This window comes from Streptomyces sp. NPDC050433, assembly GCF_044458565.1.
In the GTDB taxonomy this organism is placed as follows: Bacteria; Actinomycetota; Actinomycetes; order Streptomycetales; family Streptomycetaceae; genus Streptomyces.
Map to the genome: position 1 here is coordinate 5,405 of NZ_JBITIB010000028.1, position 16,028 is coordinate 21,432.

15 protein-coding genes and 1 pseudogene are annotated in these 16,028 nt (G+C 70.5%); 6 read left to right on the forward strand and 10 right to left on the reverse strand.

The genetic code is table 11. The annotated features are described in order from the left end of the window. Positions 1 to 177 precede the first annotated feature (177 nt). From ACIBLA_RS28785 to ACIBLA_RS28800, 4 genes are all read right to left on the reverse strand, one after another. A complete protein-coding gene (locus ACIBLA_RS28785; protein ID WP_363241340.1) occupies positions 178 to 1,896 on the reverse strand; it encodes a methylmalonyl-CoA mutase family protein in 1,719 nt (572 codons plus the stop codon). 93 nt (positions 1,897 to 1,989) lie between these two features. Then, complete coding sequence (locus tag ACIBLA_RS28790) at positions 1,990 to 2,316, reverse strand: DUF3817 domain-containing protein (protein ID WP_363241339.1); 327 nt, start codon at positions 2,314 to 2,316, stop codon at positions 1,990 to 1,992. 45 nt (positions 2,317 to 2,361) lie between these two features. After that, entirely contained in the window at positions 2,362 to 2,871 is a 510-nt protein-coding gene (locus ACIBLA_RS28795; RefSeq protein WP_363241338.1) for a MarR family transcriptional regulator, read from the reverse strand. Between the two features lie 39 nt (positions 2,872 to 2,910). Further along, a complete protein-coding gene (locus ACIBLA_RS28800) occupies positions 2,911 to 4,287 on the reverse strand; it encodes an MFS transporter (RefSeq protein WP_363241337.1) in 1,377 nt (458 codons plus the stop codon). Between the two features lie 83 nt (positions 4,288 to 4,370). Between ACIBLA_RS28800 and ACIBLA_RS28805 the strand changes: the two genes are divergently transcribed. Together ACIBLA_RS28805 and ACIBLA_RS28810 are read left to right on the forward strand one after the other, a co-directional pair. Further along, entirely contained in the window at positions 4,371 to 5,366 is a 996-nt protein-coding gene (locus tag ACIBLA_RS28805) for a DUF5937 family protein (RefSeq protein ID WP_399200321.1), read from the forward strand. A 62-nt stretch (positions 5,367 to 5,428) separates the two neighbouring features. Continuing rightward, positions 5,429 to 6,457 (forward strand): glycoside hydrolase family 6 protein, encoded by a 1,029-nt coding sequence (locus ACIBLA_RS28810; RefSeq protein ID WP_363241336.1) that lies wholly within the window; start codon positions 5,429 to 5,431, stop codon positions 6,455 to 6,457. Between the two features lie 3 nt (positions 6,458 to 6,460). Here ACIBLA_RS28810 and ACIBLA_RS28815 read toward each other — a convergent pair whose 3' ends face one another. From ACIBLA_RS28815 to ACIBLA_RS28830, 4 genes are all read right to left on the reverse strand, one after another. Further along, on the reverse strand, positions 6,461 to 8,428 hold the full coding sequence (locus tag ACIBLA_RS28815) for a galactose oxidase-like domain-containing protein (protein ID WP_399200322.1): 1,968 nt from the start codon (positions 8,426 to 8,428) through the stop codon (positions 6,461 to 6,463). A 3-nt stretch (positions 8,429 to 8,431) separates the two neighbouring features. Next, a complete protein-coding gene (locus ACIBLA_RS28820) occupies positions 8,432 to 10,195 on the reverse strand; it encodes a cellulose synthase catalytic subunit (protein WP_363241334.1) in 1,764 nt (587 codons plus the stop codon). A gap of 199 nt (positions 10,196 to 10,394) precedes the next feature. After that, positions 10,395 to 10,688: an MTH1187 family thiamine-binding protein gene (locus ACIBLA_RS28825; RefSeq protein ID WP_363241333.1), complete on the reverse strand. Its 294-nt coding sequence runs from the start codon at positions 10,686 to 10,688 to the stop codon at positions 10,395 to 10,397. After that, positions 10,685 to 11,029: a DUF3817 domain-containing protein gene (locus ACIBLA_RS28830; RefSeq protein ID WP_363241332.1), complete on the reverse strand. Its 345-nt coding sequence runs from the start codon at positions 11,027 to 11,029 to the stop codon at positions 10,685 to 10,687. Before ACIBLA_RS28830 ends, ACIBLA_RS28825 begins: the two co-directional genes overlap by 4 nt. A gap of 165 nt (positions 11,030 to 11,194) precedes the next feature. Between ACIBLA_RS28830 and ACIBLA_RS28835 the strand changes: the two genes are divergently transcribed. The 4 genes from ACIBLA_RS28835 to ACIBLA_RS28850 all read left to right on the forward strand — a co-directional run bounded on the left by ACIBLA_RS28835 (position 11,195) and on the right by ACIBLA_RS28850 (position 13,795). After that, positions 11,195 to 11,788 carry an AIM24 family protein gene (locus tag ACIBLA_RS28835; RefSeq protein WP_399200359.1) on the forward strand — a complete coding sequence of 198 codons (594 nt, stop codon included), beginning with the start codon at positions 11,195 to 11,197 and terminating at the stop codon, positions 11,786 to 11,788. Beyond that, on the forward strand, positions 11,788 to 12,438 hold the full coding sequence (locus tag ACIBLA_RS28840; RefSeq protein ID WP_363241331.1) for an AIM24 family protein: 651 nt from the start codon (positions 11,788 to 11,790) through the stop codon (positions 12,436 to 12,438). The genes ACIBLA_RS28835 and ACIBLA_RS28840 overlap by 1 nt, the downstream gene beginning before the upstream one ends. Then, positions 12,435 to 13,214, forward strand: a complete 780-nt coding sequence (locus tag ACIBLA_RS28845) for an AIM24 family protein (protein ID WP_399200323.1) — start codon at positions 12,435 to 12,437, stop codon at positions 13,212 to 13,214. The genes ACIBLA_RS28840 and ACIBLA_RS28845 overlap by 4 nt, the downstream gene beginning before the upstream one ends. A 104-nt stretch (positions 13,215 to 13,318) precedes the next feature. Next, positions 13,319 to 13,795, forward strand: a complete 477-nt coding sequence (locus ACIBLA_RS28850; RefSeq protein WP_363241329.1) for a MarR family transcriptional regulator — start codon at positions 13,319 to 13,321, stop codon at positions 13,793 to 13,795. 48 nt (positions 13,796 to 13,843) lie between these two features. Here the strand turns inward: ACIBLA_RS28850 and ACIBLA_RS28855 are convergent. Next, a pseudogene (locus tag ACIBLA_RS28855) lies at positions 13,844 to 15,346 on the reverse strand (ATP-binding protein); the annotation flags it as partial. After that, positions 15,343 to 16,005, reverse strand: a complete 663-nt coding sequence (locus tag ACIBLA_RS28860; protein WP_363241326.1) for a response regulator transcription factor — start codon at positions 16,003 to 16,005, stop codon at positions 15,343 to 15,345. The gene ACIBLA_RS28860 and the pseudogene ACIBLA_RS28855, both read right to left, overlap by 4 nt. Positions 16,006 to 16,028: the final 23 nt, after the last annotated feature.

A 16,028-nucleotide genomic window follows, 5' to 3' on the forward strand; every position in this document is an offset into this window, starting at 1 on the left:
ACGGGGGGGGGGGGGGCGGGGGGGGGGGGGGGGGGGGGGGGGGGGGGGGGGGGGCGGGGGGGGGGGGGGGGGGCGGCGGGGGCGCCCCCCCCCCCCCCCCCCCCCCCCTTCGACGACCGGGACAGCGGCTTCGAAGTCGTGTACGGCGAGCTGCGCGTGTACCGGGGCGTCGTGCCGTCAGAAGCCGGGCGGCTCCGTGTACGTGCCCCACTCGTCCCGCAGCACCCCGCAGATCTCGCCCAGCGTCGCCTCCGCGCGGACCGCCTCCAGCATCGGTCCGATCATGTTCGACCCGTCGCGCGCCGCGGCCAGCATCGCGTCCAGCGACGTACGGACAGCGGCGGCGTCGCGCGCGGCCTTGCGGTCCGCCAGCTCCCGCACCTGGTCGCGCTCGACCTCGTGGCTGACCCGCAGGATCTCCAGATCACCGGTGACCGAGCCGTGGTGGACGTTGACGCCGACGACGCTCTTGTCGCCCTTCTCCAGCGCGCGCTGGTACTGGAAGGCGGACTCGGCGATCTCGCCGGTGAACCAGCCGTCCTCGATGCCGCGCAGGATGCCGGACGTGATCGGGCCGATGGGGTGCTGGCCGTCGGGGTGCGCCCGCAGGCCGCGCTCCTTTATCTGCTCGAAGATCTTCTCCGCGTCGGCCTCGATGCGGTCGGTCAGCTGCTCGACGTACCAGGAACCGCCCAGCGGGTCGGCGACATTGGCGACGCCGGTCTCCTCCATCAGCACCTGCTGGGTGCGCAGCGCGATCTCCGCGGCCTGCTCGCTGGGCAGCGCCAGGGTCTCGTCCAGGGCGTTGGTGTGCAGCGAGTTCGTACCGCCGAGGACCGCCGACAGGGCCTCGACCGCGGTCCGTACGACGTTGTTGTAGGGCTGCTGCGCGGTGAGCGAGACGCCCGCCGTCTGGGTGTGGAAGCGCAGCCACTGCGCCTTGTCCGTCTTCGCGCCGTACATCTCCTTCATCCAGCGCGCCCAGATCCGGCGCGCCGCACGGAACTTGGCGATCTCCTCGAAGAAGTCGAGGTGCGCGTCGAAGAAGAAGGACAGGCCGGGGGCGAAGACGTCGACGTCCATGCCTCGCGAGAGGCCCAGCTCCACGTAGCCGAAGCCGTCGGCGAGGGTGTACGCCAGCTCCTGTGCGGCCGTGGCCCCGGCCTCGCGGATGTGGTAGCCGGAGACGGAGAGGGGCTTGTACGCGGGGATGGACACCGCGCAGTGCTCCATCAGGTCGCCGATCAGCCGCAGATGGGGCTCGGGCTGGAAGAGCCACTCCTTCTGCGCGATGTACTCCTTGAAGATGTCGGTCTGGAGCGTGCCGTTCAGTACGGCGGGGTCGATGCCCTGGCGCTCGGCGGCGACCAGATACATGCAGAAGACCGGGACGGCGGGGCCGCTGATGGTCATGGACGTCGTGACGTCCCCGAGCGGGAGGTCGCCGAACAGGACCTCCATGTCGGCGGCGGAGTCGATCGCGACGCCGCAGTGGCCGACCTCGCCGAGGGAGCGCGGGTCGTCGGAGTCGCGGCCCATCAGGGTCGGCATGTCGAAGGCCACGGAGAGGCCGCCGCCGCCGTTGGCGAGGATGGTCTTGTAGCGCTCGTTGGTCTGGCGCGCGTTGCCGAAGCCCGCGAACTGGCGGATCGTCCACGTGCGGCCCCGATAGCCGGTCGCGTGCAGGCCGCGGGTGAACGGATACTCCCCCGGCCAGCCGATCCGCTCGAATCCCTCGTACGTGTCACCCGGACGCGGCCCGTAGACGGGGTCGACGGGGTCGCCGGACAGCGTGCTGAAGTCCGCGTCCCGCTTGCGGGCCTTGTCGTAGCGGGCCTGCCAGCGCTGGCGGCCCTCCTCCATGGCGGCGGTGTCGGCGTGCGCGTGAGGGTCCATGCTTCGAATTTACTAGGACGTCCTAGTAAATGTCGAACGCTGACCGCCGCGAGTTTCCTCACGGCGGTGGGTGGGGGGCGTCGCCGGGGCGGCTCAGGCCTCGACGGGGGCGGTCTCGTCCCGTGTGATGAGCGGCTGGACCTCACGGGTGATCTTCGGTTCGACGAAGAACGACGCGACCGGGATGCAGCCGGCGGCCAGCACCCACAGGAGCTTCCCGAAGGGCCACTTCGCCTTGGAGCCGAGGTCGAAGGCGAAGACGACGTAGACGATGAAGAGCAGACCGTGGATCTGGGAGATCACCATGGTGTCGCCGGTGTCGAAGCCGTACTTCAGCACGATGGCGACGGTGAAGACCAGCAGCCAGACGGCGGTGATGTACGCCATGACCCGGTAGCGGGTCAGGATGCTCTGTTTCATGGCCCTGAGCGTAACGACCCGAAAAGTCCCCCCGGACGGCGGGGCTCAGTTCTCCTCGAAATCCTGGGCGGAGACGCGCAGCGGGCGCAGCATCGCGAAGATCTCGGCGCACTCCTCCGCGTCGTACGCCCCGAGGCCGAACTCCATCGCCATCAGGTCGCGGGTCGCGGCCTCCACGACGTCGCGGCCCTTGTCGGTGATGGAGGCGAGGGTGCCGCGGCCGTCGTTGGGGTTGGGGCGCTTGTCGACCAGGCCGGACCTGACCAGGCGGTCGACGGTGTTGGTGACGGACGTCGGGTGGACCATCAGCCGCTCGCCGATCTTGGACATGGGCAGCTCGCCGGCCTTGGAGAAGGTGAGCAGCACCAGCGCCTCGTACCGGGCGAAGGTCAGCTCGTACGGCTTGACGACCGCGTCGACCTCGGCGAGCAGGATCTGGTGGGCCCGCATGATCGAGGTGATCGCGCCCATGGACGGTACGGGGCCCCAGCGCTGCTGCCACAGCTCATCGGCTCGGGCGATGGGATCGAAGGCAAGGCTGAGCGGCTTGGACACGTCATCGACCTTACCGAGTGGTCATTTGGCGGTCTGCCCCTACTCCGGTTTTGCGGGGTCGCCGGGGTCACCGGGGGCGGTTCGGTGGACCTCGTACACAAGCAGGGCGGAACACACGGTTCCGATCGCCCCGGAGGCGGCGACGACCTGATGCACGGGCAGGAACTCGGCGGCGAGACCGGCCAGTGCCATGCCGAGGCCCTGGATCGTCATCAGCCCCGCCGTCATCAACGTCATTGCCCGGCCGCGGAGTTCGTCCGGGACGGCGGCCACGAACCACTGATCGAGACCGATGACGTACACGGCGCCGACACCGGAGAGCGCGAGGGCGACCAGGGCCAGGGTCATGCCGGGCGTGACGGCGTAGACGAGCAGGGGCAGCAGTCCGAGCGCGGCCGAAGGGAGCACGATCCGCGCGCGTGAGCGGGGGCTGAGGGCGGCGCCCGCGACGAGTTCGGCGGCGATGTGCCCGACCGGCATCGCGCACATCAGCAGGCCGAGCGCGGCGGGTCCGACGCCGATCTGGTCGGCGTACGGCGCCATCAGCGCCTCCGGCGCGACGACGAACATCGCGGGCACCCAGAAGAGCAGCGTCAGCGCGCGGATCCGCCGGTCGGCGAAGACGAGCCGGGCGCCGTCGAGGGAGTCCCGCAGCAGACTCGCGCCGCCGTCCTCCTTACGAAGACGGGCCGGCCTGTCCTTCGTACCGAAGCGCAGCAGGGCGGCCGAGCAGAGGAACGTGACGACGGTGAGGGAGATCGCCCCGCGCGGGGGCACGACGGAGAGGAGCACGCCACCGACGGCGAAGCCGGCGAGGAGCGCGCTCTGGGACACGATCCGCAGAAGGGAGCGGCCGAGGACGTAGAGATCCCCGTCCCCGAGGATGTCGGTGAGCGCGGCCATACGGGTCCCGGTGAACACGGGCGCCACGGCCGCGACGGCGCACCGCAGCGCGAGCAGCCCCGCGACGGGCGTGCCGGGCACCACCATGACGGCGACGCACCCGGCACAGACGACATCACAGACGACCAGCACCCGCCGCGCCGGATACCGGTCGGCGACCCCGGCGAGGAACGTCCCACCGAAGAGGTACGGCAACAGCCCGAGGGCAAAGGTGAGGGCGCTGAGCAGGGGCGACCCGGTGAGGTCGTAGACGAGGACGGTGAGCGAGATCTCGGTGACGACGACACCGAGGAGGGACAGCAGATGCGCGGCGAACACGGCGCGGAATTCCCTCACGGCGAATACGGCGAGGTACCCACGGGGCCGGTCACGCCCGGGGCGCCCCGCGCCGGGCGCCGCCGGGGTCGCCAGGCCGTCGGCGAGGCCGCCCGCCGGCGCCGCCCCGGTGGGCTCGGGCACGTCCGTGGGTGGCGGGCCAAGGGGATCGGGGGGCGGTGGGTTCGGGGGTGGCATGGGACGTAGCCTCGTCGTGGGCGCCTCGGAGCTCTAGACTTTCGGGTGCAGCCGAATCTTCCGTATACGAGCGAGGGACCACCGTGGCGTTTCAGTTGCGGTTCGGGGAGCGCGATCTGCTTCGGTGCCGGTTCGCGCTGTCGCCCCTCTGGGAGACGCAGGAGGCCGTCCGCACCCTCGCGCGGCCCGAGCGGCACGGGTATCACCTGCCGTGGCTGCGGCGCGTCAGGAGCGCCGCCGACGGGCTCGATCTGCGGGCTCTGTGGCTGGTGATGCCGCGCGTCGGCCACAACCCCGACTTCCTCTGCCCACCGCCCGGGAGTCCCGTCGTCACCTTCGCCGAGGAGATCGCCCTGGTGCGGTCCACTCCCCCGGAGGCCGCCCATCGGGACCTGGCCCTCGCGCTCGCCGAGACGCCCGGCGCGGCGGAGAGCGAGACCGGGCGGGAGATGCTGGCCGATCCCGCGCGGACCGTCCTGCGGTTCGCCGGGCTGCTGGAGCAGGTCTGGGAGCGGTTGATCGAGCCCGACTGGCCCCGTCTGCGCGCGCTGCTCGAAGCGGATATCGCCTATCACTCGCGGCGTCTCGCCGAGGTCGGATTCGGGCGCCTGCTCGGCGAGTTGAGCCCCCGGCTCGTCTACGCCGACTCCACCCTCACCGTCGTCGGCACGCGCGGCGACCACCACCGCGTACTCGGCGGGCTGGGCCTCGTCCTCGTACCGAGCGTCTTCACCTGGCCCGAGATCATCGGCGGGCACGAGCCGCCGTGGCAGCCCGCCGTGATCTATCCGGCGCGCGGCATCGGGGGGCTGTGGACGGAGGCCACTGACCGTACGCCGGACGCGCTCGCCCGGCTGCTCGGCCGGGCCAGGGCCGACGTCCTGTGCGCGCTCGACGAACCCGCCGGGACCACCGCGCTCGCGCACCGGCTGGGCCTCGCGCCCTCCTCCGTGTCCGCGCATCTGTCGGTGCTGCGCGACGCGGGCCTGCTGACGTCGCGGCGCCACTCGCACCAGGTGCTGTACGAGCGGACGCCGCTCGGGATCGCGCTGGCGGTGTCGTACCACCACGGAATGTGACCGTTATGTCACGATTGACCAGTCCTGTGATTATTCGGTCAATAGCCGTTCAAGGGGGCTGGATGTCCAGCCGCACACCGAGCCGCAGCTCCGCCACCACCGCCGTCCTCGCACTCGCGCTGGCCCTCGCCGGCTGCTCAGCCGGCTCCGACGCCCCCACGAGGGACGAGTCCGGGGCGACCTCTGCCGTACGGGGTGAGCCCGCGCCCACCGGCGGTTCGCCGTTCTGGGTGGACCCGGAGAGCGACGCGGCGCGCCAGGTCAAGGAGTGGCAGGCCCAGGGCCGTACCGACGACGCCAAGGTCCTCCGGCGGATCTCCGAGCGCCCCGTGGCCGACTGGCCCGCCGGCGACGACCCCGTCCCCGAGATCCGCCGGGCCGTGAAGGGCGCCGCCGGAAAGCGCACGGTGGTCCTCGTCGCGTACAACATCCCGCACCGCGACTGCGGCCTCTACTCGGCCGGCGGCGCCCGCGACGGCAAGGCCTACCTCGACTGGATCGACTCGTTCGCCGACGCCATCGGCGACGCGCGCGCCCTGGTGATCCTGGAACCGGACGCCGTCTCCCACCTGGTGGACGGCTGCACACCCGCCGAGCACCACGGAGAGCGCAATCAGCTGCTGGCGGACGCGATCGGCCGGCTGAAGCAGCAGCCGGGCACCAAGGTCTATCTGGACGCGGGCAACCCGGCCTGGATCAAGGAGCCGTCGAAGATCGCCGAGCCGCTGCGCACGGCCGGGGTCGCCAAGGCGGACGGCTTCTCGCTGAACGTCTCCAACTTCCAGACGGACGAGGCCGTCAAGGCCTTCGGCACCCGGCTGTCCGGCCTCCTCGACGGCGCCCACTTCACCGTCGACACCAGCCGCAACGGCGAGGGCCCCTTCACGGATGACCGCGACGAGGCCTGGTGCAATCCGCCGGGCAGGTCGCTCGGTACGCCGCCGACCGCCGAGACCGGTGACGCCCTGGTCGACGCGTATCTGTGGATCAAGCGGCCCGGCGATTCGGACGGGCCCTGCCGGGGCGGCCCGTCCGCCGGTACGTGGTGGCCGGACTACGCACTCGGTCTCGCCCGCCGGGCGGGCGGATAGGCGTCAGGACTCGCCTTTCACCTGGATCCACTTCGCCTCCGACGACACCCCCGCCGTGTCCGTCACGAACAGCATGTACCAGCCGGGCGGCACCAGCGTCGGGTCCGACGGCACGTCCACCGTCACCGAGCCGCCCCGCTTCGTCATACCGAGGTCGATCGAGCGCTGCTCCACGTCCGTGCTGTGCGTGACGGCGCTCGGCCGCATCAGCCGCGCCGTCGCGAGCCGCCGTGAGTCGTCCGTACGGAAGGTGGCCCGCCCGTTCTGGTCGAGTTCCGCCGGCCCCTCCCCGAGCACCGGCCGCCGCTTCGCGCGGTCGCCTTCCAAGGAGGGCGGCGTGAAGATCTCCACCCGCTGCTCGAACGTGCCGAGTTTCGTGTTGTCGGCGTCGTCGAAGAGCGGGTCCGAGCCGAAGGTCGCCACCCGCCCGTCGGGCAGCAGCAGCGCCTCGGAGTGGTAGTTGCGGCCCACGGTCGGGTCGGCCGCCCTGGTGAAGGTGTTGGTCTTGGGGTCGTAGAACTGCGCCTTGAGGATGTCGCTGGCGCTGCGCCCCCGGTAGTTGGAGGAACCGCCGCTCGTGAAGACCGTGTCGTCCGGCATGATCACGCTGCTCAGATAGCGCGTCCCCTGCGGCAGGTCCGGCCCGGCCTTGAAGGCCGGACTGTCCTGGTTCAGGTCCACGATCGCCGTACGGGACGTGGACTTGGACGACTCACCGACCCCGCCGCCGCCCAGGACCATCACCTTCTGGTCCTGCGCGGGCGGCAGCACCAGCGACGCCGAGGTCTCCGTCTGGTCGAGCTGGGAGAGCCCCTCGACCTTCGTGAAGATGTTCTTCTTCAGGTCCCACAGGCCCGGCTGCCGGCCGGCCGTGGCCGGGCCGTACCCCGCGTTCGACCCCGAGTAGAAGATCTTGCCGCCCTTCGTGAGGAAGAGTGCGGGATACGTCGGGAAGTAGCGCGTCGGGCCCTTGGACCACTTCTTGGACTTGGGGTCGTAGATCTCGTTGTCCCCGGTGAGTACCGCGCCGACGTCGTCGAGGCCCGAGACGGTGAGCACCCGGCCGTCCTCAAGGGTGACCAGCGTCGGGTACCAGCGGGCCTCCTTCATCGGGTCCACCCGGATGTACTTCTCCGCCACCGGGTCGAACTCGTACGCCGCCTTGATGCCCTGGAAGTCCTGCTTCTCGGTGGTCAACTTCTGCGCCAGGCCGTAGTAGTTCTTGGCGTCCTTGCCCTTGAGGCCGACGATCCCGTACTGCGCGGCCTCCGTCGTCAGCGCCCGCGGCCCCTTCTCGGCGGCCTCCACGAAGACCCGCGCCTCGCCCGCCGTGACCTTCGTCCTCCAGGGCAGCATCCGGCCGCTCTTGGCGTAACTGATCTTGAAGTCCCGCTTCGCCCTGGGCACGGTGACGTCGAACTTGGACACGTACTCGACACCCGACGGCGACCGGAAGCGGGTGCCCTTCTTGAAGGTCCGTGCCCTGTCCGGGTTCTCGTTCTTCACTCGCATCCCGCCGCCCGCCCGGTCGACCTCCCCGTCGAGGACTTCGTAGCGCGCGGTGCCGCCCGCCACCAGCAGCCGCCCGTCCGGCAGTTGGGAGTGGCCCGAGCAGAAGAAGTCCTCGGGGGTGGGGATCTTCCGGTACGAGTTGTCCGCCGGGTCCCACAGGACGGTGTCGAAGGTGCCCGCGTCGAACTTCTTCTGGCTGTTGCCGGACCCGGCGATCAGCAGCACCTTGCCGGTGTGCAGCAGCGCGGCGTGGATCGCGTTGGTGCGGTACTCCTTGGGGACGTCCAGCACCTCCCAGGAGCCGTAGCGGGCCTTGTAGCCGGGCTGCGCGATCTTGTACGCGTGGTACTTGTCCGTCGCGAAGGAGATGGCCGCCGGCGCGTTGAGTGCCATCAGCACCACCACCGCTCCGCCACCGAGCAGCGTCTTCTTGAACTTGCGCGAGGGCCGGTAGGCCATGGCTCAGTTCCCTCCTGTGGTGGTGGCGAACGCGGGCTCCGGCTGCTCCGGACCGCCCTCGGTGGCCGGCACCGGGATCCGCGCCCCGTCGCGGCGCCCGCGCAGGACGGTCCAGCCCCAGACGGCGACCGGGGCGAGCGAGACGGCCAGGGCCAGTGCCGCCCAGGTGCGCATCGCGGCGTGCTTGTGGCCGAAGTGCACGGACGCCGCGAGTGACGCCGCCAGCACGGCGGCCCAGAACAGATGCAGCCGGAACGTCATGAGCCGGTCCGCGCTGGTCTCCCCGCCCTTGGGGGTGACCACGAACCGGCCTCTGGTGCGCAGCACCGCCGAGCCCAGCGACTTGAGGTAGATCGGCGCGCAGAGCGCGGACATCGCCATGCCGGCGAGCCCGCCGGATCCCTCGGGCTCGTGCGGCGAGACGTTGTGGCGCCGGTTCCAGAGGTAGAGGCCGATCTGGCAGGCGGCGGCGTCGCTGTAGAGCATCAGCCACAGCGAGGACGACACCTGGGTGCCGGAGGCCCCGAGCCAGAGGAACAGGACGCAGCTGAGGATGCCGAGGAGCCAGTTGATCGCGGTCATCGGGTAGTAGACGAGCATCAGCGTGTAGCTGAGGAGGCGGCCCGGCGGCACCCGGAACACCGCCTTGCCGTACTGCTTGACGATCGTCTCGTACGTGCCCCGCGACCAGCGCAGCTGCTGGGTGAAGAAGTCGGTCCAGGAGACGGGGCCCTCGCCGACGGCGAGGACGTCGGGCGTGTAGACGGACCGCCAGAACCGCCCCGTCAGCGGGTTCTTCCCGCGGTGCAGTTCGAAGCCGGTGGCCATGTCCTCGGTGATGGAGTCGTACAGGCCGCCGACCTGCTTGAGGGCGGTGATGCGTGCGGCGTTGTTGGTGCCGACGAACATGGGCGCGTGGTAGCGGTTGCCGGCCCGCTGGATCAGCGCGTGGAAGAGGAACTGCTGGGACTCGGCCGCCTTGGTGACCGCGGTGTCGTAGTTGCCGTACACCTGCGGTCCGACGACGAAGGCGACGTCGGGGTCGCGGAAGAAGCCCAGCATCCTCTCCAGGAAGTTGGGCAGCGGGACGTGGTCGGTGTCGACGGAGGCGAAGAAGTCGTAGTCGTCGCCGTGCATCGCGAGCCAGGCGTTGTAGTTGCCGTGCTTGGTACGGGCCTTATGGACGCCCTTCGTCCGGTTCCACTCCGGCACACCGAGCCGGCTGAAGTGACGCACCCCCAGCTCCCGGCAGAGCCGCCGGGCGGACGGGTCGTCACCCTCGTCGAGGAGCCAGATGTCGAGGGGGCCGCGGTGGCGCAGCCGTACGGCGCCTTCGAGGGTGGCCCGCAGCATGGGGAGCGGTTCCTTGCCGGGGACGTAGGTGGTGAGGAAGGCGACGCGGGTGCCCAGCTCGGCGACCACCGGGACGGGATCCCTGGCGACCAGTGTGGCGTGGGCGATGGAGGTGACGTTGACGAGCATGAAGAGGGCGATGAGCCCGATCGACACGAGCATCACGGTGTCGAAGGCGACGAGCCAGCGGGCGCCGCCCTCGCGTTCGGTCCAGTGGGTCGGCCAGACCAGATAGACCAGCAGCACTCCGGAGAGGAGGGGCGCCATGACCATCAGCAGGACGGCGCGTACACGGTGGGGCTCTTGGGCGAGGAGGCTGCGGTACTGCACCCGGTAGGCGACCGTCGTGTCCGGCTCGGTCAGGGGGCCGGCGAGACAGCTGTGGGTGTCGTAGTCATAGGCCTCCGGCCGCACGGTGCCTCCTGCAACTCCAGGCGATTGAGCGAGGTCGATATCCTCAGAAAAGTGGATATACCTCGGCGTGTCGACTGGGGTCGTCCGTGCGAGTGGCGGTAAGGACCGCCGAAGCGGCGGCGGCGGCGACGTATCCGACGACGCCTCCGACGACCGGGCCGGGGCGGCCCCCCGCCGCCCACGAGCCGGCCCGCCGCCGTCAGTCGGCCAGGTGGCGTTCCAGTGTCTCGACCTTCGTACGGAGGCCGTCGGTGACTCCGGGGCGTACGTCGGCCTTCAGGACCAGCGAGACCCGTGGCGCCCGCGCCTCGACGGCGGCGACCGCCCGCTTGACGACGTCCATCACCTCGTCCCACTCCCCTTCGACGGAGGTGAACATCGCGTCGGTGTGGTTCGGCAGCCCGGACTCGCGTACGACGCGGACGGCGTCGGCCACGTACTCGCCGACGTCCTCGCCCACCCCGAGCGGTGTGATGGAGAACGCGACGATCATGCGCTGACCGTACCCTCGCGGCGGGCGCGCGAGGCGATGACCTCGTTCTCGGCCTCGCGCTTGAGCTTGCGCTCGGCGAAGAAGCCGCCGGCGGGCAGGACCGACAGCACGAAGTAGAGGGCGGCGGTGCCCAGCGACCACTTGGTGCGCTTCCAGGCGTCCAGCCAGAAGATCACGTACAGGACGAAGAGCATCCCGTGGATCGCGCCCATCACCGGGACGGCGTTGAAGTCCGTGGTGCGCTTGAGTACGGAGCAGACGAGCAGCAGCAGGAACGACACGGCCTCCGGCGCCGATACCAGGCGGAGACGGTGGAGGGATGAGGCGGTCTTGATGTCCACGAGGCAGGCACCTTCGTCGTCGGGGGGGCGTCGCGATCTTGTGAACGCATGCACAAGCGACGTCTCATTGTGGCATCAGGCTTTGCCCGCTTTTTATCCGGGGGCGGATATCTTCGGCCTGTGGCTCAGCTCCGACTCCAAGGCAGCAAGGTGCTCGCCGTCGACATGACGGGCGACTCCGTGCGGGCGAAGAACGGCTCGATGGTCGCCTACGACGGCCGGATGGCGTTCAAGAAGTTGTCCGGTGGCGGTGAGGGCATCCGGGGCATGGTGACCCGGCGCCTCACCGGCGAACAGATGGTCATGATGGAGGTGAAGGGCGAGGGCACCTGCTTCTTCGCGGACCGCGCGAGCGAGATCAGTCTCGTCGCGCTGCACGGCGACAAGCTGTACGTGGAGGCGAGCAACCTCCTCTGTACGGACGGCGGCCTGCGCACCGGCACCAGCTTCACCGGTCTGCGCGGCGGCGCGAGCGGCAACGGACTGTTCACGACGACCGTCGAGGGCACGGGCCAGGCGGCGATCATGTCGGACGGCGCGGCCGTGGTGCTGCGGGTGACACCCCAGTACCCGCTCTCCGTCGACCCCGGCGCGTACGTCGCCCACCAGGGCAACCTCCAGCAGCACCTCCAGTCCGGGGTGAACTTCCGGACGATCATGGGCGAGGGCGGCGGCGAGGCCTTCCAGATGCGCTTCGAGGGCGACGGGCTGGTCTACGTACAGCCGAGCGAGCGCAACACCGTCGGGGGCGATGTCTGATGCCGTTCCGGGAGATCAACTCCAAGATGGTCGAGGCGACGGTGGCGCCCGGCCAGAAGATGTTCAGCCAGCGGGGCGCGATGCTCGCCTACCGCGGCGATGTCACGTTCACGCCGAACATGGCGGGTGGCCAGGGCGGTCTGATGTCGATGATCGGCCGGCGCGTGGCGGGCGAGGCGACCCCGCTGATGACGGTCGAGGGGAACGGCACCGTGATGTTCGGCCACGGCGGCCATCACATCCAGGTGATCGGACTGTCCGGGGACACCCTGTACGTGGAGGCGGACCGGCTGCTCGCCTTCGACGGGACGCTGGAGCAGGGCACGATGTTCATGGGCGCGCAGGGCGGCGTGATGGGCATGGTGCGCGGCCAGGTGTCGGGCCAGGGGCTGTTCACCACGACACTCAAGGGCCATGGCTCGGTCGCCGTGATGGCGCACGGCGGCATCATCGAGCTGCCGATCGGCCAGGGCCGTACGGTCCATGTCGACCCTCAGGCCTATGTCGCCCACCACGGCGACGTACGGAACAAGCTCTCCACCGCCGTCGGCTGGCGCGACATGGTGGGCCGGGGCTCGGGCGAGGCGTTCCAGCTGGAGCTGAGCGGCAACGGTGCGGTGTATGTCCAGGCGTCGGAGGAGAAGCTGTGAGCGCGCCCGTGATTCATGACCCGACGACTCTGCCGAGCGACGACAACGTCAACGCGTACACCTTCTGTGTGGAGCTGAAGGGGAGCCAGTGGTTCCTCCAGAAGGGCAAGATGATCGCCTATTACGGGCGGATCGACTTCAACGGCATCGGCCACGGCCGGCTCGACCGGCTGGTGCGCAGCAGCTTCCACTCGCCGCTGCACGCGGCCGACTGGGTGGTGGCGGAGGGCAGCGGCAAGATGCTGCTCGCCGACCGGGCCTTCGACGTCAACTCCTTCGACCTGGAGAACGGCAATCTGACCGTCCGTTCCGGGAATCTGCTGGCGTACGAGCCGTCGCTGGCGCTCAAGCAGTCGATCGTGCCGGGCTTTCTGACCCTGATCGGTACGGGGAAGTTCGTGGCCGCGTCGAACGGTCCGGTGGTCTTCATGGAGCCGCCGATCCGGGTCGATCCGCAGGCGCTGGTGGGCTGGGCGGACTGCCCGTCGCCGTGCCACCACTACGACCACGTCTATATGACCGGGGTGATGGGCGGGCTGCGGGCGATGAGCGGGCTCGGCGGGTCGTCGGGCGAGGAGCACCAGTTCGAGTTCGTCGGGGCGGGTACGGTGCTGCTCCAGTCGAGCGAGGCGCTGATGGCCGAGACGGCGCGCGGCGTGGTGCCGGGCGAGCCCGGCGTACCGGGCGGCGGCGGAGGTCAGCCGGGTGGCCAGCCGAGCGGTGTGCCACGGATGCCGGGACAGCTGGGAGATCTCCAGCGCCGCTTCGGGTTGTGAGCGGTAGTCTGCGGAGTGTGACCTCGAACGTGTGCGCCTTTCCGTGCCCGGAGTCACACCCGCCGACTTCGTCCAATTTTCAACTTCTTAGGTAGACTTCATATATGGAGACCGAGACGGCCACCCGCTGGCTGAGCGACGCGGAGCAGTGCACCTGGCGCACCCATCTGGACGTCAGCAGGCTGCTGATGCACCAGTTGGAGAAGGACCTCCAGCCGTTCGGACTGACCAACAACGACTACGAGATCCTCGTCAACCTCTCCGAGGCCGAGGACAGGCGGCTGCGGATGAGCGACCTCGCCGCCGCCACGCTCCAGTCCAAGAGCCGTCTCTCGCACCAGATCACCCGGCTGGAGACCGCGGGCCTGGTCCGCCGGGAGAACTGCGAGTCCGACCGCCGCGGCCTCTTCACCGTCCTCACCGATCACGGCATGGAGACCATGCAGCAGGTCGCCCCGCACCATGTCGCCTCCGTACGGAAGCACTTCATCGATCTGCTGTCCCCCGAGGCGCTCGCCGCGCTGAGCGCGTCACTCACCCCGGTCGCCGAGCACCTGCGCGGGCGTCGCGCCAAGGGCTGACGCGCCGGCGGCCACCGGCCGGTCCGGATCCGGATCCCCGACGGCGGCGGGCAGGCGCAGTTCGAACAGCGCGCCGCCCGCCTCGGCGCGGCCGACGTCCAGAGTGCCGCCGTGCCGGTGTGCCACGTCGCGGGCGATCGCGAGGCCCAGCCCCGCGCCACCGTCGTCCCTGCTGCGGGCGTCGTCGAGCCGTACGAACCGCTCGAAGATCCGCTCCCGCTCTTCCTCCGGCACCCCGGCCCCGTCGTCGGAGACCGCGAGCACCACCCGGCCGCCCTCGCGGCGCACCGTCGCCCGTACCTCCCCCGCCGCGTGCCGCTGCGCGTTGTCCAGCAGATTGCCCAGCACCCGCGCCAACTGACCGCGTGAGCCCGCCACTTCGGCGCTGCCCCGGACGTCCGGTGTCACCGGGATCCGGTCCGTCGACCGCTGCGAGACCTCCTCGCGTACCAGCGCGGCCAGATCCACCCGAGTACGCCCGGCGTGCTCCCCCGCGTCCAGCCGGGCGAGCAGCAGCAGGTCCGCGGCGAGCTGCTGAAGCCGTACGGTGTCGGCCACCGCCCCCGGCACGTCCAGCAACTCCGGGTGGGCCTCGCCCACTTCGAGCTGGGTGCGGAGCGAGGCGATCGGGCTGCGCAGCTCGTGCGAGGCGTCGGCGACGAAGCGCCGCTGTCGGTCCACGGACGCTTCGAGCGCGGTCAGCGTCTCGTTGGTCGTACGGGCCAGCTTGGCGACCTCGTCGTGGGTGTCCGGCTCCGGCACCCGTCGGGTCAGGTCCTCGGAGGCGGTGATGGCGGCCATCTCGCGCCGGATGCCCTCCACGGGCCGCAGCGCGCGCCGCGTGACCAGCCAGGTCACTCCGCCCACGACGACCAGCAGGGCCGGCACACCGACGAGCATCGCGATCTTGGCCGCCCCGACGGCGCTCTGCTGCGGTTCGAGCGAGGCACCCGTGTGGACGATGTACGGGCCGCCCGCGAGGCCGGTCACCTGGCGGGTGGAGAAGCGGAAGTCCGCTGTCCGGCCGTCGGCGGTCACGCTTCCGTCGCGGTGCCCGCCGGCCTTGGACACCTCGCCGTCGGTCGGGTCCGTGGTGTCGTCGTCGGAGTCGTCCCCGCTGTCGTCGTCACCGCCGCTGTCGTCGCCGCTGTCGTCACCACCGCTGTCGTCGTCATCGTCGTCGCCGGCCGGGGTGGGAGTGGGGGTCGGCGCCGTCGTGGGCGGGGGCGACGCGGGCCGCACGGCCGGCACCCCGGTGCCGGTGATCTTCTCCAGACCCTCGCTCGCGATGAGCAGTCGGCCCTTGGCGTCGGTCACCTGGGTCGGATGTTCCTCGCTGTCCGGCAGGTCCAGGTCGCCGATGGGCACCGGTTTGGCTATCTGCAGGGCGACCTCGTTCGAGTACTGGTCGGCCTGGCCCTGCGCCTGGCCGGACAGGTTCGAGCGCAGCGCGAACAGCAGGGCGAAGGCGGCGGCCACCAGCGCCACGGCCACCACGGCGGTCGCGGCGAGCGCGGCTCGGGACCGTACGGAGGAGAAGGGGCGTCTCATACGGCCACCAGCCGGTACCCGGCGCCGCGCACCGTCTGGATCGTGGGGGCGCCGAGCTTGCGGCGCAGCGCGCTGATGTAGACCTCGATGATGTTGGGGTCGCCGTCGTACGCGAAGTCCCAGACGTGCTCCAGGATCTCGGGCTTGCCGACGATCTGGCCCGCCCGGATCGCGAGTTGTTCGAGGACCGCGAACTCCTTGGCGGTGAGCGTGACTTCGGTGTCCCCCCGGTGGACACGGCGGGCCGCCGTGTCGACGGTGAGGGAGCCGATACGCAGGACGGGCGAGGCCCCGGAGGAACCCCTGCGGCGCAGCAGCGCCTTGACGCGGGCGACGAGGACGACGTACGAGAACGGCTTGGTCAGATAGTCGTCGGCACCGGTGTCCAGTCCCTCGGCCTCGTCGTACTCACCGTCCTTGGCCGTCAGCATCAGGATCGGTACGTCGTTGCCCGCCGCGCGCAGGGCGGCGCAGACGCGGTAGCCGTTCATGCCGGGCAGCATGATGTCGAGCACGATCAGGTCGTACGCGCCCTCACCCGCCATGTGCAGCCCTTCGAGGCCGTCGTGCACGACGTCCACGGCGAAGCCCTCGGCCCGCAGGCCCCTGGCCAGGGACACCGCGAGCCGCTTCTCGTCCTCAACAATCAACAGGCGCATGCGCACAGCCTCCCAAACCGAAC